General features: G+C 34.3%; 14 protein-coding genes. 11 read left to right on the top strand and 3 right to left on the bottom strand.

Features of this window, described 5'->3' with window-relative positions:
* Positions 1–52: 52 nt before the first annotated feature.
* Together FS85_RS0107650 and FS85_RS0107645 are read right to left on the bottom strand one after the other, a co-directional pair.
* Positions 53–1483 (bottom strand): DUF4270 family protein, encoded by a 1431-nt coding sequence (locus FS85_RS0107650; protein ID WP_010135562.1) that lies wholly within the window; start codon positions 1481–1483, stop codon positions 53–55.
* 11 nt (positions 1484–1494) lie between these two features.
* The gene (locus FS85_RS0107645; protein WP_010135561.1) at positions 1495–2307 is read right to left on the bottom strand and encodes a glycogen/starch synthase; all 813 of its coding nucleotides are present in this window, start codon (positions 2305–2307) and stop codon (positions 1495–1497) included.
* Positions 2308–2412: 105 nt separating this feature from the next.
* Between FS85_RS0107645 and panC the strand changes: the two genes are divergently transcribed.
* From panC to FS85_RS0107615, 6 genes are all read left to right on the top strand, one after another.
* Positions 2413–3261, top strand: coding sequence for a pantoate--beta-alanine ligase (panC, locus tag FS85_RS0107640; RefSeq protein WP_010135560.1), 849 nt, complete (start codon positions 2413–2415; stop codon positions 3259–3261).
* Between the two features lie 49 nt (positions 3262–3310).
* Entirely contained in the window at positions 3311–3661 is a 351-nt protein-coding gene (panD, locus tag FS85_RS0107635; RefSeq protein ID WP_010135559.1) for an aspartate 1-decarboxylase, read from the top strand.
* Positions 3662–4630, top strand: coding sequence for a lysylphosphatidylglycerol synthase transmembrane domain-containing protein (locus FS85_RS0107630; protein ID WP_010135558.1), 969 nt, complete (start codon positions 3662–3664; stop codon positions 4628–4630).
* Positions 4631–4684: 54 nt separating this feature from the next.
* Complete coding sequence (radA, locus tag FS85_RS0107625; protein WP_010135557.1) at positions 4685–6040, top strand: DNA repair protein RadA; 1356 nt, start codon at positions 4685–4687, stop codon at positions 6038–6040.
* Between the two features lie 77 nt (positions 6041–6117).
* The gene (locus FS85_RS0107620; RefSeq protein ID WP_010135556.1) at positions 6118–8493 is read left to right on the top strand and encodes a KAP family P-loop NTPase fold protein; all 2376 of its coding nucleotides are present in this window, start codon (positions 6118–6120) and stop codon (positions 8491–8493) included.
* A gap of 23 nt (positions 8494–8516) precedes the next feature.
* Positions 8517–9509 carry a Kelch repeat-containing protein gene (locus tag FS85_RS0107615; RefSeq protein ID WP_010135554.1) on the top strand — a complete coding sequence of 331 codons (993 nt, stop codon included), beginning with the start codon at positions 8517–8519 and terminating at the stop codon, positions 9507–9509.
* Here the strand turns inward: FS85_RS0107615 and FS85_RS15305 are convergent.
* Complete coding sequence (locus FS85_RS15305) at positions 9499–10533, bottom strand: helix-turn-helix domain-containing protein (RefSeq protein ID WP_010135552.1); 1035 nt, start codon at positions 10531–10533, stop codon at positions 9499–9501. The genes FS85_RS0107615 and FS85_RS15305 overlap by 11 nt on opposite strands.
* A gap of 114 nt (positions 10534–10647) precedes the next feature.
* Here FS85_RS15305 and FS85_RS0107605 point away from each other — a divergent pair, with 114 nt between their 5' ends.
* The 5 genes from FS85_RS0107605 to FS85_RS16615 form a co-directional block, all read left to right on the top strand.
* Positions 10648–13092: a TonB-dependent receptor gene (locus FS85_RS0107605; protein ID WP_010135550.1), complete on the top strand. Its 2445-nt coding sequence runs from the start codon at positions 10648–10650 to the stop codon at positions 13090–13092.
* A gap of 13 nt (positions 13093–13105) precedes the next feature.
* Positions 13106–14470, top strand: coding sequence for a hypothetical protein (locus FS85_RS0107600; protein WP_010135549.1), 1365 nt, complete (start codon positions 13106–13108; stop codon positions 14468–14470).
* 72 nt (positions 14471–14542) lie between these two features.
* The gene (locus FS85_RS0107595) at positions 14543–16039 is read left to right on the top strand and encodes an ankyrin repeat domain-containing protein (protein ID WP_029489336.1); all 1497 of its coding nucleotides are present in this window, start codon (positions 14543–14545) and stop codon (positions 16037–16039) included.
* Positions 16040–16044: 5 nt separating this feature from the next.
* Positions 16045–16542 (top strand): DUF2271 domain-containing protein, encoded by a 498-nt coding sequence (locus tag FS85_RS0107590; RefSeq protein WP_010135547.1) that lies wholly within the window; start codon positions 16045–16047, stop codon positions 16540–16542.
* A 6-nt stretch (positions 16543–16548) separates the two neighbouring features.
* The coding region (locus FS85_RS16615) for a flavodoxin/nitric oxide synthase (protein ID WP_010135546.1) at positions 16549–16759 on the top strand (211 nt) is incomplete at its 3' end.

Here is a 16759-nt window from a genome sequence, read left to right as displayed (position 1 = left end):
CTCTAAAGTAGATGGCCTTTGCTGTTGTATATTGTATTTTAACAGAGATTTGTTAATCTTCTTTAACTCTAGAATAAATCACCTCTAATTGCGGTGCTTTTTCAGAAGATGGGTCATTTAAAAAAACAGCTCCTTTTGCCGTAGAAGATCTTAAATCTACTACTGTAGACTCTGATGGCTCTCTGGCTTTAATTCTTAGTTCTTTAATATCAATCCCTGTATCTTCTGCTTTGTTATAAGAAAGAACGTCTTTTATAAAATCAGTAATAAAAAAGTAAACAAACGGATCGGTTTCGTTTTCTGTATCTTCATACCTAACAATAGCATCTACCGCATTGGCACCAAAAAATCCATAATCATCTAAAGCCACTACGTTATCTTCTTTATCTATCGCATAAATGTAAAAATTAGACAGCGTTTCTTCTGTAACATTGTCTAAATAGACTTTTAAAAGCCCTTGGTTTAAAATCCATTGTTCCGATTGAAAAGCTACCAAGTTGTCACTAATAAATTCTTCAATATTTACAGAAACTTCATAACCTCCAGCTCCTTGTACATATACTTTATTAGGCTCATTTGCATAACCATTGTTGTCTTCGTATAAACTATAAAGAACCCTAGACCCAAAACTAAACATCAAAGAATCTTGCACTACAGTATCTTCTTGCCCTTCTTCGGTAGCCACAGTTGTTTCGTTGAATTTAATTTTAAGCTTTGTATTGTATAGGTTGAATGGCACAATCATTCCGTTACCTGTAGTAGTTGCCGTTACTTTAATTCCTTTAAAAAACCTTACCATATCTTCTGTGTTTAAGATATCGGCTTCGTCATAACGATCTATAAAGTCTGTTTTAAAATCAAATTCTGAAGACCCTAAAGGGATTGATAAAGTGTCTAATGCCTCGTAACTTTCGCTAAAAGTAATTCCTGTAGCATTTGCTAGCAACGTTTCTGTACCCAAATCTTCTTTGGTTCCTGCATTGTTGGTTCCATCATTGTAGTAAGTTCGGGTAGAACCATCTTGATTGAACGTTTCCAAATAGGTTGTAAAAGTGGTAATTCTTAAACTCATCTCAGCACTATAATCACCTAAAAAATTAGTGATTTCATACACCTCCGAACTATCTTCTTTTAAACTTAACAACAAAGGCATTTCTAATGTTGCTTTTACATCCGAGATTACTGCATCTCCTACTTTTTTATACGTATCGGGCAACAACTGTCCTACAAAGCCAGCCTGAAGAGAACCAAAATTAGGACTTGTATACTGCCCTAACAGATGTGTAGATAGTAAATTGGTTCGTACGGTGTCTACGCTTTTGGTTGTTAATTGAGGCGTAAAATACAACGTATCTCTAACAAAACTATTGTTGTCAATTAAATCTCCTGCTTCTTCAGGTATTTCATTTGTACAACTCACAAAAAAAACCATAGCACTTAAAGCTCCTATGGTTTTCGCAATCTTTTTATTAAAAAGTGTCATATATAACTTTTCTATTTTAAAACTTTTTCAGTGTAAAATTCTAAATATGCTTCTGCAAAAGTGTCTTCGGTTTGATAATCTAGGAAAGGTTTGTCTTCCAACTCATCCAAATAATCTTCTAAATCATCGTTTACAAAACGACTTGCTTTTACCACTGCATCAGAATTATCGATGGCACTTTTAAGAATGTTTGCAAATGTGGGATTTTCCAAAACTGCTATTTTATCTTCTGAAATTTCGTCATAACGAATTTTATCAGCCATGTTTTCACTTAACATACCTTCAAATTCATTGTCATACACAGAAGTAACTATTTTTGTATTCTCAAACAACGCATCATCCTTATAATACTCGCGCAAATACAAAGGCAATAAACATGCCATCCAACCATGTACGTGAATAATATCAGGTGCCCAGTTTAATTTTTTTACGGTTTCTACCACTCCTTTAGCAAAAAAGATGGCTCTTTCGTCGTTATCCACAAAGAGTTCATCATTTTCATCAGTAAAAGTAGCCTTTCTTTTAAAATACTCTTCGTTGTCTATAAAGTAAACTTGCATCCTTTCCTTAGGGATGGATGCTACTTTGATAATCAACGGCATATCCATATCGTTGATAATTAAATTCATTCCTGAGAGACGAATTACTTCGTGCAATTGATGCCTTCTTTCATTTATCAAACCAAATCTTGGCATAAAAATTCTAGTCTGAACCCCTTTGTGATGTGCTTTTTTCGCTGCTTCGAAAGACATTTCTGACATTTCTGTAGGAGGGGTGTAAGGTGTTACCTCGCTAGAAACGTATAAAACTCTCTTATTCTTCATAAATCAATCAGTTATTGAATTTAATTTTGCAAAATTACGAAAAAATACGCAATATATAGGTATTAAGTAGTAAGTTTGCCGTTGGTTTTACGGGATTAATAAAAGATGAAAGTATTCGCTGTCAAAGAATTAGCAAATTTGCACATTCAAAATTTAAAAAAATCAGGCAATCGTATTGGACTTATTCCTACAATGGGTGCCTTACATCAAGGCCATATATCATTGATTGAAAGGGCAAAAGAAGAAAACGATGTTGTGGTGGTAAGCATTTTTGTAAATCCCACACAGTTTAACAATCCTGAAGATTTACAAAAATATCCGAGAACCTTAGAGGCTGATTTAGAAAAGCTAAGTGCTACAGATTGTGATTTGGTTTTTGCTCCACAGGCTGAGGAAATGTATCAAGCGGATGAAACCGCAGAACTATTTGATTTTGCTGGTTTGGACAAAGAAATGGAAGGAAAATTTAGAGACAACCACTTTAACGGAGTTGGAACCATCTTAAAAAAACTATTTTCTGTTTTGATTCCTAACAACGCATATTTTGGCGAAAAAGATTTTCAACAACTACAGATTGTTAAAAAACTAGTTAACATTACCCAACAACCTGTAAATATTGTTGGCTGCCCAATACACCGAGAAGCCGATGGCTTAGCCATGAGTTCTAGAAACATGCGCTTAACTACCGAACACAGAGCCAGTGCTCCTTTTATTTATCAGACTTTATTGGCTGCACAAAAAAAGGTAACCAACCACACCCCAAAAGAAATTGAACAATGGGTCGTAGAAAAATTTAACAAGCACAACAATTTAGTTTTAGAATACTTTTCCATAGCCGATGAAGCTACTCTAAAACCCATAGACAACTTTAACAACTCTAGTAAATACAGGGCTTTTATTGCTGTTTTTGCCGGAGAAATTCGTTTGATAGACAATTTAGAACTCTCTAATTAATTAAAATAGTTTTAGTTTTTAATCGAAATTAAATGGTTAATTTTGCAGCATGCAAATAGAAGTCGTTAAATCAAAAATACACAGGGTAAAAGTAACCGGAGCCGATTTGAACTACATCGGTAGCATTACCATAGACAAAACTCTGATGGATGCAGCCAACATGATTGAAGGCGAAAAAGTTTCTATTGTAAACATCAACAATGGAGAACGTTTGGATACTTATATCATTCCTGGAGAACGTAATAGTGGCGAAATTACTTTGAATGGACCTGCTGCTAGAAAAGTAGCTCCTGGTGATATCATTATTATTATTTCTTATGGATTAATGGACTTTGAAGAAGCCAAAAATTTTAGTCCTGCCATTGTTTTTCCTAACGAAGAAACCAATCAATTGAATTAATTGAAAAAAAATGCCCTAAAACGGTTCAAAGTACTTTTTCCCATTTTATTGGGTCTTTTTTTGGTATGGTACTCTTTGTCTAAATTTACTCAAGAGGAGATTGCTCATATAAAAACAGCCTTAAAAAATGCCAATTATTGGTGGGTTGCTTTATCGGTTGGTATTGGAGCTTTATCTTTGTATTCACGCGCTTATCGTTGGAAATTTACCCTTGCCCCTTTGGGTTATCAAACCCGCTTGCACAATCGATTTTTTGCTGTTGCTATTAGTTACTTGGTGAATTTAGGGGTTCCAAGAGCAGGTGAGTTTTTAAGAGCCACAACATTAAACCAATACGAACAAGTCCCTTTTGAAAAAGCACTTGGAACCATTGTTGCAGAGCGATTGGCCGACATGTTGGTTTATTTTTTTATCATCTTTTTAGCATTGCTTACCCAGTACGATACCATCTATCAGCTATTGGCAACTAGAATTCCTACCAACCCTTTGTGGATAATTTTTTTACTACTTGCTGGGGGGATTCTTACTTTACTGTTGCTTAGATCCATCCTTCGCTCGCAAAATCCTCTTTTTGTGAAACTACGTGGTTTTATACATGGACTTAAAGAAGGTGTGGCAACCATTTATACCATGGAAAAAAAATGGGCTTTTATTGCACATACTTTGTTTATTTGGTTTTCATACATCCTTATGTTGTACGTGGTGATTTTTGCATTTACAGAAACTCAAAAGTTAGGTTTTGATGCTTTATTGATTTGCTTTGTAGCTGGTACATTTAGTTATGCAACCACCAATGGAGGAATTGGCAGCTACCCTTTAACCATACAAAAAACGCTTTTACTGTACGCCATACCAGAAACCATTGGAGCTAGCTTTGGTTGGGTAATGTGGTCTGGGCAAACCCTAATGATGATTGTTTTAGGCGGACTTTCTTTTCTATTGCTACCTTTGATGAATAAACGCAAATAGAACACACACATCTGCTATATATTTGTATTTTCACAACAATTATTTTTTAGAATTATGGCGAAAACCAAAACAGTTTATTTCTGTCAGAATTGTGGAACTCAGCACCTAAAATGGATGGGGCAATGTAGTACTTGCAAAGAATGGAATACCTTGGTTGAAGAGGTTGTAAGCAAGGAAGAGAAATCGGACTGGAAAATAGACAAGTCTCCCAGAAAAGCCAATACTGCACTTAAAGTAAAAGACATTCAAATTCAAAATGAAAAGCGTTTTAATGCTATTAGCAATGAACTAAACAATGTACTAGGCGGGGGAATTGTACCAGGTTCTGTGATCCTTTTGGGAGGTGAACCTGGAATAGGTAAATCGACTTTGATGTTGCAAGTAGCATTGAGCATGCAGCACAAAGTACTTTATGTGTCAGGAGAAGAAAGCCAAACACAGATAAAATTAAGAGCTGAGCGTGTACAAAACCTCAACGAAGACTGTTTGATATTGACCGAAACCAATACCCAAAAAATATTTAAGGCCATACAGCTAGAACATCCCGAAATTTTAGTAATCGACTCCATACAAACTCTACATACAGACTATGTAGAAAGTTCTGCGGGATCCGTTTCTCAAATTAAAGAAACTACTACAGAGCTAATTAAGTTTGCCAAAGAAACAGGCACTCCTGTTTTGGTCATAGGACACATCAACAAAGAAGGAAGCATTGCGGGGCCCAAAATTTTAGAGCACATGGTAGATGTAGTTTTGCAATTTGAAGGAGACAGAAACCATACGTACCGAATTTTAAGAGCTTTAAAAAACCGTTTTGGTTCTACGCAAGAATTAGGCATTTTTGAAATGCGTGGCGGAGGCTTGCGAGAAGTAAAAAATCCATCAGAAATTCTTATCTCTAAAAAAGAAGGTGATTTAAGTGGTACCTCTATTTCCGCCACCCTAGAAGGCATGCGACCTTTAATGATTGAAGTTCAGGCTCTAGTCAGCACTGCGGTGTATGGTACTCCGCAACGCTCTGCTACAGGGTACCACCTAAAACGATTAAACATGTTGTTGGCTGTTTTAGAAAAAAGAGCAGGATTCCGTTTGGGGGCAAAAGATGTATTTTTGAACATTACTGGGGGAATACAAGTAGATGACCCAGCGATTGATTTGGCGGTGGTCGTAGCTGTACTTTCTAGTAACGAAGATGAACCTGTACCCCAAAATTATGCCTTTGCTGCAGAAGTTGGTTTGGCAGGAGAAATACGCCCCGTAAACCGTGTGGAACAACGCATTGCCGAAGCTGAAAAACTAGGATTTGAGAAAATATTTATTTCTAAGTTTTGTAAAATTAGCCAAGAAGCACATACTATAGAAATTGTAAAAATAGCCACTATAGAAGATTTGTTGGGACTGTTGTTTTAATAACATTGTTGAAAACAATTCTTAAACTAAACAAATTACAAGAATTTATACTTCATTAATATCCGTATTTTTAGGATATGAAAAAGAACAACAAACCTGAAGCTAGCTTTTCCCAGTCAGCAAAGAAATATATTACGAACTTAATTGAAGAGACAAACTTTATTAAAAATAGTCTATTCTTAATTCTTATACATTTTTCTTTTTATAAAAGCATTAATGATTTAGTCTATCAAAATTATTTAGAACCTTATTTAATCAAAACAGACAATCGTTTCTTGATCTATGTTGTATTTATTATACTAATAGCAATAGTTTATGATTTTCAGAAGAAAGTTAGTAATACATATAAATACTCAAACACCTATGCTTTTACATGTTTCCTAATATTAATTGAGTATTCTTGTTTCAGAATTTTTTATCACAATAGATTTCTTTTTATTTATCACGAGGTAGCTTATACAGATGTGCTTTTTCTTTACTTCTTAAAACCTTTTACTTTAAAAGCATATTATTATCTACTTAGAAAAGAAAAAAAAGATAAAACAAGTAATTCAATAACAGGCATTATTGACGAACCCGTTGTAGACAGAGATAAGTTTATTGGTTTTAAAGAAGACCAACCCTTGTTTGATGATTTTGTAAATAGAATAAAAGAAGGTACTAATCACAATAGCTCAAGGTGTTTTTCATTGGTTGCTCCATGGGGAACAGGAAAAACGTCTTATTTAACTTTTATTAAACAAGATTTAGAAAAATGTAAAAATATAGAGATTCTAGAATTTAATCCTTGGCTATTTTCTAAACAAAATACAACTGATGTCTTTTTTGATGAAATTCAAAAGAAACTAAAAAAAAGAAGCCAAAACATAAACAACCTATTAGAACACTATACTGATGAAATAATAAAGAGTAAGTTTAAAATTACTCCTTTTCGTTCTCAAAAAAGTACTAAAGACCAATATGACAATCTGAACATACAATTAAAAAAATCAAAAATTCAATATTTTATTTTAATTGATGATTTAGATAGGCTACAAGAAGTCGAATTGCTGGAGGTTTTTAAGTTAATAAGAAATTTGGCTAGTTTTCATTCTTTTACATTTGTGATTGCTTATGATGAAAACTACCTAAAAAACACCATTACATCTATTGATGACTTGGATTTTTATCTAGAGAAAATCATCAATCGTAAATATTATATTCCTCAAAATACAGATGAGAAATTAATACATGTTTTAAGAAATTTTTTACTAACCATTTTACCCGATTATAAATCTGAAATAGAAGAATTAATAACCGATGATGACAAACACTTAAAGGGAATTTTTAAATCTATAAGAGAAATTAAAAGATTTTGCACAGATACGGTTGATGATTTTATAAGAACCAAAGACAATGTAGATTTTAAAGATTACTTTATTCTTAAAATTCTTCAATTTAAATTTAAAAAATACTACGATTTTTTACTTTTTGATAGCCCTGATTTATTTGGTAAAACTCACAATGATAGATATGTTGCCTCAAAATACATTGAAAAAAATAAAAATATCGAACCTGAAAAATTACCAGATGAATTAAAACACTATAAAAAGGAAGAAATTGCTAAAATACTTACACTTACAGATAAACTTTTTCCTGAAATGACCTTACCTGTACATGGTTACAAAGAATTTTCAATAACATATAAGCTCAATTTTTACAGGTATTTTGATAGCTATATTAGAGATTTTGATTTAACAAAAACTGAATATGAAAACATATTTAAACTGAATAAAAATGATGTTTTTAGTATTATAGAAAACTGGTCTGATAATCAAAAAATAAAACAAGCGAGACTATATTTTGATAATAAATCTTACAACATCACAGAGCAAAAAAATATAGTATTACACTTAAATATTGTCTTAAAAATAGATGAACAAATCTACATCAATAACTCAGGCAATTACTATTGTTTGTTTGAAAAAATGCTAAACTATAACTATATCGATGAAGATGGAGCAATTAAGCTCTTAGAAATCAATTTTTACGAATTTAATGATCATTTCAGTTTAGCTGTCTTACAGAAAATCCGTCATCGTTTTGGAAAACCCATGAATGATTGGATAAATAAAATCCAAATAGATATTTTCCAAAAATTAATTTCTAAAGGTGAAAATCCAATCTATTTATTTGAATTACTTGGTATACGTGATTTCATCAAATCAGACATAACAACTCTATATGAAAAAGAAGTACAATCAGCTATTATTCAGACTTTTATTAATTTTCAGGAAGATTTCATTAAACATTTATTCAATAAAGAAAAAACAGAAAACAACTCTATCAAAATCATCGGTGTTAGTAAAGTATTCACTGACCTTTTCGACTCAAAAGAAAATATTAAAAACTACATATTAAAAAACTTTGATTGTCACAATCCTGAAGTGAAAAATGCTTTAAAATATTTGTAAATTCAACAAATAAAACATTTTATATGAAACTCCTAAAAACACTAGCATTTATCTTCGTTTTGTTTTTAAACAATCTACAACTCAATGCGCAACATTTAGAAAATTGCACTTGGCACACACTAGAAACCAAAGGGCAACCCGTACAAAGACATGAAGCTGCGTTTATAGAAGCTAATGGAAAACTTCACTTGTGTGGTGGACGTGGCATCCGACCCGTTTCTATTTTTAACCCTAAAAACAACACTTGGAGCAAAGGGGCAAAACCTCCCATAGAACTACACCATTTTGAGGGAATCGCTTACAAAAATAAAATTTTGATTGCGGGTGCTTTTACAGGGCCTTATCCTCGTGAAACACCTGTGTCGCATGTGTATTTTTATCATCCAAAAAAAGATAAGTGGACAAAAGAATTCAAAATACCAAAAGATAGAAGACGTGGTGCAGCCATGGCCAAAATTTATCAAAACAAATTGTACTTAATTTGCGGAATACAAGATGGACATTGGGATGGTCATGTAAATTGGTTTGACGTGTATGATTTTAAAACCAAAAAGTGGGAACAACTACCCAATGCTCCCAGAGCTAGAGATCACGCAGCCTCTGTTATAGTAAATGACAAATTGTATTTATTAGGTGGGCGTAGGAGTTCGGGAAAAATAAAAAAAGTGTTTCACTTAACCGTTCCCGAAGTTGATGTATTTGATTTTAAAACACAACAATGGTCTTCTTTACCACAACCTGTACCTACCCAACGTGCAGGTTGTATGGCAGTAGCTTTTGGTGACAAAATTCTCTTTGCTGGTGGAGAAACTATTCGACAAAAATTAGCTCATAACGAGGTGGAATGTTACGATACCTCTACCGAAACATGGAGTACTTTGCAGCCGCTTAATCGTGGAAGACATGGTTCGCAGTTAATTCTATACAAGAACAAAGTATATACCGCATCGGGTAGTGGAAACAGAGGAGGTAGTCCAGAGCTAAAATCGATTGAAGTATTTGAGCTTAAAAAATAAAAAACAACTCCCAGTCACTTAGAGAGATTATACATAAAAGTTGTGAAAGGTTTTTTTTCAATTCGCTTGGCAAAAAACCTTTTACTTTTTTAAAAGCCACGGTAAAGTGTTGTGGGTTTTTGTAACCTACTTCATACGAGGCTTCTGCTACTGTTGAGTCTTGTTGTGTAATTAACTCCGTTGCTTTTTGTATACGTAATTGGGTAATGTACTTAAAAACGGTAGTACCAAAATACTGCTTAAAATTCCTTTTAAAGGACGAGGTATTCATTCCTGCCAACAAAGACAAATCGGCAATATTCAATTCTTTTTTTAAATGTTTTCGTATATGTTCTGCTACTTTTTCTAGCTGAAGTTGTTTACTAGTTTCCTCTTTTTTTACAGATACTGGTTTTGTAAGTGCTACTAAAATTAACTCTGTAAGTTTTGCTTCTAAGTAGGCTTGTTTCATTGCACCCTGATATTCACAATCTAAAAATGCATTAATTAGACTTTTTAGAGTGTTATATATCTGTTGATTCTGGACAAAATAGGCATATGGAATCTGTTGTTTTTTTGCTTGATGTAATTCTTTAGAGCTGCTTGTAAAACAATAACCCATTTTGCTATGAATGTATTTTTCCGAGAGGTAGACCTTTAATCCTTTTCTTTTTTCCGAACTGTATTGATACGTTCTTGTTCCTGTAGGTAGGTAATACAAGTTGTAGGTTTCTCTTTCTAAATAGAACGGAGTGTTTCGTTTGTTTTCATGTATGCATTGCACGCCTCCTTCCATTTCAAAATGTAATAAATATAAAGGTTCACTTTGTGCTATTTCTAGAGCAGCATTTTTTAGATCCCTATTGGTGTAATTCTGATACAATACAAATGCATGATTCAACTGAAGTTCGTGTATACTGCCTTCAAAATCTTTTTCTTTTTTTTCCAATTTGCGTTCATGCAAAACAGAATTTGCCAAGTCTGGCTTAAATTGCTTCACCACCTCTCCTGTTTCACATACAGTACTTTTAAACCGAATCTTCATTTGTTCCTTTTACGTTACTTTAATTTCTTATTGCGTTATCTAGACTGGATAAACATAAGATACTTTTGCAAAAGTAAATTATTTTTATCAAATCTAAATAAGTAAGTGAGAAAAATGAAGAGTCTACTTCTTTTACTAGGGTTTTTAAGTGTAGCTGCAATGGCTCAAAGAAACCACCACAGACAACATGGTGGAAAACATGCTGTATTGATGGGGAAGGTAGTAGATACGCACGGACAGCCTTTGATGGGAGCAACTATTTTAGTAGATGATAATAAATATGCTGCTGTCTCTAATGACAAAGGGATGTACTTTATTCACAATTTGGTACTTGGGAAACATCAAGTAAAAGCTAGCTATATGGGCTATGTTGTACAGCAGAAACCCATCACTATTCGGCAAAGAAAAACGTTGTGTGATTTTGAGTTGAAAGAAGATTCTCAATCTTTGCAAGAAGTCAAGTTATCGGCCAAATCTCACAAAACAGAAATAGAAACCAAAGGTTTTGCTGTAAGTGTGGTAGAAACTAAAGAAGCAAGCTTTAGAAATATACAAACCAACGAATTGTTGAACTCTACAGTAGGTGTAAAAATTCGTCAAAACGGAGGATTGGGTTCCAATGTAGAATATTCTTTAAATGGTTTATCTGGGAGTTCTGTACGTATTTTTATTGATGGTATCCCTATGTCTATGTATGGTTCCTCTTTTAGTTTAAATAGTATTCCACCTGCCATGATAGAAAACATAGAGGTGTACAAAGGAGTGGTGCCTGGTCATTTGGCTGATGATGCTTTGGGAGGAGCCATCAACATAGTAATGAAAAAAGGTACGGATCGTAATTATGTAAATGCTTCGGCTTCTTACGGATCGTTCAACACATTTCAGGCAAACGCAAGCGGATTTTATCGTTTTAACAAAGGTTTTACCGTTAAGTTTTCAAGTTTCTACAACTATTCGGACAACGATTATGAGGTGTGGGGGCCTGGTGTGGTAGATGTATTGCCTAATTCCAAAACGATAGAAATCAAAGCAAAACGTTTTAACGATGCTTATGAGTCTAAGGGAGTTGTTTTTCAAACAGGTTTTACCAATGTTTCTTGGGCAGATCAGTTTTACATCGGTTTTACAGGATCTGATGATTATAAAGAGATTCAACACGGTGCTTTTATGTCTACCTACCCTTACAAAGATCGTTTTATGGAGTCGGATGCGCAGTTGGCAACTTTGTTGTATCAAAAAAAGGATTTGTTTATTGATGGACTAGATATCAACCTTAACGGTTTGTATGGAACTAGAAATCGTATGGTGAGTGATACCAATCCATTTATTTACACTTGGCGTGGGGAATTGTGGCAAGATGGTCAGAACAATAATCAACCTAGAGAATACAATTACGGTTCGCAACAAGAAAAAGACACCTATGGACCGGTATTGAATTTTATTGAACGTCATGTGTCCTCTATGCGTAGTGGTCTTTCCTATGAAATTACTCCACAACACAAAATATTGTTGAACCATGTGTATAGTGGTATTGAAAGAGATGATTATGATGAGTATGCAACTGATTTGAGCAACGCATTTACAGAAACCAAAGATTTGTACAAACAAATTTACTCGCTTAGTTATGAGCTCAATTTGTTCAAAGAAAGACTAAAGCTTAACCTGTTCGGCAAACACTACAGACAAAAGGTGTTGAACAACAAACCTTCTTTTAACGAAAATCGTACCGAGGTAATTAACGATGTATATAAAAGTGATAAAGATTACAACGGCTATGGTTTTGCAACTTCTTTTGAAGTCTTGCCTGTTATTACGTTAATGGCATCGGCAGAAAAAGCGGTGCGTTTGCCTAGTGAGAATGAGGTGTTTGGAAATGCAGGAGATAACATTTCAGGCAATCGAAGTATCAAGCCTGAAATTAGCAACAATATCAATCTCGGTATCCGTTTGGGAAAATTCAGCTACAAAAACCATGGGCTAGTTGCTACTACCAATTTTTTTACCAGAAATATACAAGATTTAATTGGTTTGCCGATTAATGCCAATCAATTGGAACAAGACGATGAAGTCATTACTTATGGGAATTTAGAAAACACCACCAAATCTAAAGGAGTTGAGTTTCAATTGAATTACAATTTTAAAAACAACTTAACCGCTCACTTTAATTACTCACGTTTGAGCTTGACAACCACTCGTAATGGCTTGGAAATAGATGTAGCCAACACCCCTTTATTTACCATGAATGGAGGATTGCGCTATACTTTTCAAAACGTATTCCAGCCGCAAGGGAGACTTAACTTATTTTACAATTTTTATTTCACCGATAGCTTTTCTTATAAGTACGCAGATGGAACGCATACAGCCGATAATGGATCACACATTGTACCAACACAATGGGTGCAAGATCTAGGTCTAAACTATGCATTTCCTAAAAATCAGTGGGTTGTAAGTTTTGATGTAAAAAACATTTTTGACAAAGCGGCTTATGACAACTTATCGGTACAAAAACCAGGAAGAGCTTATTACTTAAAATTAAATTATACAATCAATAAATTATAAATAACAAATCAATATGAAAAAACAAATAATTCGACTAAGATCTTTAGTGATGGCCTTGGCAGCTTTCACTTTTACAGTAGCTTGTTCAGACGACGATTCTGGTGCTGGTGTAGTTACAGAAACTAAAGCAGATTCTGACAGATGGATTACAGTAGCGGGAGCAAAAATGGGAACCAATCCAGGAGATGGAAATGGTGGAACTTTGGTGTACGCTGTAAGTAGTGAGGAAGCAAAAAATCCTGATAAAGAAATTGATGTGTTCAACTATGGATATGTAGTACCCTCTAACAGAACAGCTAGATTGCAAGCTTCTCAGGACGGAAATACCTTGTTTAATATCACTTATGCTGGGGATACAGGAGGGAGTTTCTTTAAGTACGCCGTAAACGGAGGGCAAAACTACAACCAAATCGGTTTGCCAGTAACGGTAGCTCAGTATGTAGGTACAGCACCCAGATGGATTAAGTTATTTGATGAAGATCAGACTGGAGCTGCAGTGTACGTTTCTACAAATGATGTTGTAGATGACAAAGGAACTGATGATGTAACGGATGATGAATACATCAAAACAGAATCTAAAATTGCCATTGTTACGTTGGATCTGGAAAATCAATCTATTAACGAATTTAAGGAACACACCATTGCTTTAGATGATGCGGATGCTTCCAAAGGATATTATATTTCTAGAATAGACATGCCAACGCTAAACGCAACTGGAGACAAATTGTACATTGGTGCACAGGTACGTAAAAAAAATCCTGAAACTTTAGAGTCTGATAGTGGATACGAAATTTTAGGTTCAAAAACTATTGTGTTAGATTATCCTTCTTTGGATAACCCAACTATTGTAACTTCTACCGTAGGGCATGGTAATACTAACGGTTACCGTAGCATCAACTCTTTTGAGTACAATGGAGCGGTGTATCAAGCAAACCAAAGTGATCCAAATGGTTCACATATTTTAAAAATTGGAGCAGACAACCAATACGATGATGCTTACGAATTTAGTTTAGACGATGCATTAGGTGTAACAGGAGCTTATGTGTTGGCTTGGAGACCTGCAGCTAATGGAAAAGCAGTGTTGGCATACCGTCACGATGGCTCTACAGAAGGAGCTGCTGGTAGAGGAGAATCTTTCTTTGCGTTGGTAGATTTGAATGCTAAAACAGCAACAAAAATTACCGAAGTACCTTACGAGGTAGATATGGAAATGTTCCAATACCAACACTATGCAGTGTACGGAGATGAAATTTACTTTACAGCTGCACCCGTAGGAAAAGATGGAAACATCTATGTAATAGATACAGAGACTGGAAATGTGACCAAAGGTGCCAAATTAATCAACACCACAGGAAGTCACTTTATTGGAACTTGGTAATCATTAAAATTATAAACAAACAACAATCCCTTTTTGATTTTTCATCAAGGGATTTTGTAGCTAACATCACATATGAAAAAAATAATGACTTGGCTTTTGTGCATTCCAGTTTTGGTTATGGCACAAAGAAGACCTCAACAACAAGCTGAAAATAGTTTTCACGAATACGAATTTTGGAAAAAACAACCTAGCCTAGAGTTAGTGAAGCAAAAAATAAAAGAAGGGAACGACCCTGTAAAGCAAAACAAAGCTGCTTTTGATGCACTTAGTTATGCTATTATGACCAAAAACAGTACAGAAACCATAGATTACCTGCTTTCTTTACCAGGAAACGATGTCAATAAATCTACACACGATAACAGAAGTTATTTAATGTGGGCTGGTTACGCTGGCGATTTACAGACAATGAAATTGTTACTAAGCAAAGGTGCAGACACCAAAGTAGTAGGAAGCCATGGGTTTAACTGGTACACATTTACCTTAAATGCCGGACATGAAAATACCGATATTTATGAGTTGATGGTAGCCAACGGAGTTGATTTAAAAGAAACCAATAGAAATGGTGCCAATGCTGTTTTGCTCTTGGCACAAAATAGCAAAGACGGAAAAATTATCGACTATTTTGTAAACAAAGGACTGAACGAAAAAGTGCTAGATGCTAATGGAAACAGCCTCCTATTTTATGCTGCTTACAAAGGGAACATAGCCTTATTAAAAAAATACATTGCCAAAGGATTTGATTACAAAAGAGTGAACAACGATGGAGAAAACTTAGTCTTGGCAGCAAGTCACGGAGGAAGAGGTGGTTATAACTCTAAAGAAGTATTTGAGTATTTGGCTTCTTTAAACTTAAAAATGGATCAAGTAAACCACAAAGGACAAACTGCTTTGCACTTGTTGGCAAGAGGCTCTAAAGACAAAGACTTGATATCTTTTTTTATAGAACATGGAGTAGATGTAACTAAAAAAGACAAAGAAGGAAATACAGCTTTTTTAAATGCAGTTTCGGGTAACAATAGTACTTTGGTTAAGTTGTTATTGCCTAAAGTAAAAGACATCAACCAACAAAATGACTCAGGCTATACTGCTTTGACTTTGGCTACCCAGAGAGGAAATTTAGATTTGTTTCATTTATTGACAAAGAACGGAGCAGATGTAAACATAATAGATAAAGAAGGTAACAACTTGTTTTATCATTTGTTTGAAGGTTACAATCGTAGGTCTGCTAAAAACTTTCCGTCTTTTGCAAAAACACTAAAAAAAGTAGGGGTTTCATTTACAAAAGCTTCTCAAAACGAACCCCCTCTACACATTGCCATAGCCAAAGGAGATCTAAAATTGATACAAACCGCTTTTGAATTAGGAGCCAATGTTCATCAAAAAAATGCAGAAGGATTAACACCTTTACATTTAGCAGCAATGAAAGCAAAATCACCTCGCTTGTTGCAACTTTTATTAAAAAAAGGAGCCAACAAAGCTAACGAGACTGAATTTGGTGAAACTGCTTACGATCTAGCAAAAGAAAACGAAATGTTAAAAAAACAGAATATTGAATTTTTAAAACCTTAAGGAAAATGATAAAATTATTAAAAGCTTGCTTGGCAATTATTTGTTTGACGTTGGTTGCTTTTACCACTCTAAAAAATGAAGGGAGTCCCAAAAAATACAAATGTATGGTACAGCTTAAAAACTACGAAGGTGAAGGAGCTTATGTGATTGTATCTGTGGTAGATAAAAACGATACCTATTTAAAAACAGTTCATATTTTAGGAGATGATGAAAAATGGTATCCCGACTTAAAAGAATGGTGGTCTTTTTTTAATAAAGCCAGGCCAGCTAGTATTGATGCCATGACGGGAGCAACTATTGCTGGTGGAGAACGTTCTTTGTTTACATTTGAGCTGGATGAAAACGACCTAAAAGCTGGAAATAAATTACGTTTTGAAACAGCTGTAGAACACCAAGAACATCATTTAAAAGATATAGAAGTTTCTTTGGATGCCAATAATCTAAAAAATAAATTTGAAGGATCTGGATACATTCGCTATGTACGTATGATCCCGACCAAATAAACATTTATGCTTCAAAAAATATGGAGATACAGTCATTTTTATCTGACTGTATCTTCTTCTTTGTTTTTACTACTAGCTACCATTACTGGGGCTTTTTTGGCTTTTGAACCCATACAAACAAAAGCACAACCTTTTTATGTAGACCAAGCAGAAAATTTAGCTTTGTCAAATGTTGTTAACAATCTAACTAAAACCTATGAAGAGGTTTTAGATATAG

The organism is Ochrovirga pacifica (genome assembly GCF_000220525.1).
GTDB lineage: Bacteria > Bacteroidota > Bacteroidia > Flavobacteriales > Flavobacteriaceae > Ochrovirga > Ochrovirga pacifica.
The sequence above is the reverse complement of the archived record's forward strand: the minus strand, read 5'-3'. Positions and strand labels throughout refer to the sequence as shown.

Coding starts and splice junctions, on each gene's coding strand:
- FS85_RS0107650 (WP_010135562.1), bottom strand. CDS start 1,483: ATGACACTTTTTAATAAAAAGATTGCGAAAACCATAGGAGCTTTAAGT.
- FS85_RS0107645 (WP_010135561.1), bottom strand. CDS start 2,307: ATGAAGAATAAGAGAGTTTTATACGTTTCTAGCGAGGTAACACCTTAC.
- panC (WP_010135560.1), top strand. CDS start 2,413: ATGAAAGTATTCGCTGTCAAAGAATTAGCAAATTTGCACATTCAAAAT.
- panD (WP_010135559.1), top strand. CDS start 3,311: ATGCAAATAGAAGTCGTTAAATCAAAAATACACAGGGTAAAAGTAACC.
- radA (WP_010135557.1), top strand. CDS start 4,685: ATGGCGAAAACCAAAACAGTTTATTTCTGTCAGAATTGTGGAACTCAG.
- FS85_RS0107620 (WP_010135556.1), top strand. CDS start 6,118: ATGAAAAAGAACAACAAACCTGAAGCTAGCTTTTCCCAGTCAGCAAAG.
- FS85_RS0107615 (WP_010135554.1), top strand. CDS start 8,517: ATGAAACTCCTAAAAACACTAGCATTTATCTTCGTTTTGTTTTTAAAC.
- FS85_RS15305 (WP_010135552.1), bottom strand. CDS start 10,533: ATGAAGATTCGGTTTAAAAGTACTGTATGTGAAACAGGAGAGGTGGTG.
- FS85_RS0107605 (WP_010135550.1), top strand. CDS start 10,648: ATGAAGAGTCTACTTCTTTTACTAGGGTTTTTAAGTGTAGCTGCAATG.
- FS85_RS0107600 (WP_010135549.1), top strand. CDS start 13,106: ATGAAAAAACAAATAATTCGACTAAGATCTTTAGTGATGGCCTTGGCA.
- FS85_RS0107595 (WP_029489336.1), top strand. CDS start 14,543: ATGAAAAAAATAATGACTTGGCTTTTGTGCATTCCAGTTTTGGTTATG.
- FS85_RS0107590 (WP_010135547.1), top strand. CDS start 16,045: ATGATAAAATTATTAAAAGCTTGCTTGGCAATTATTTGTTTGACGTTG.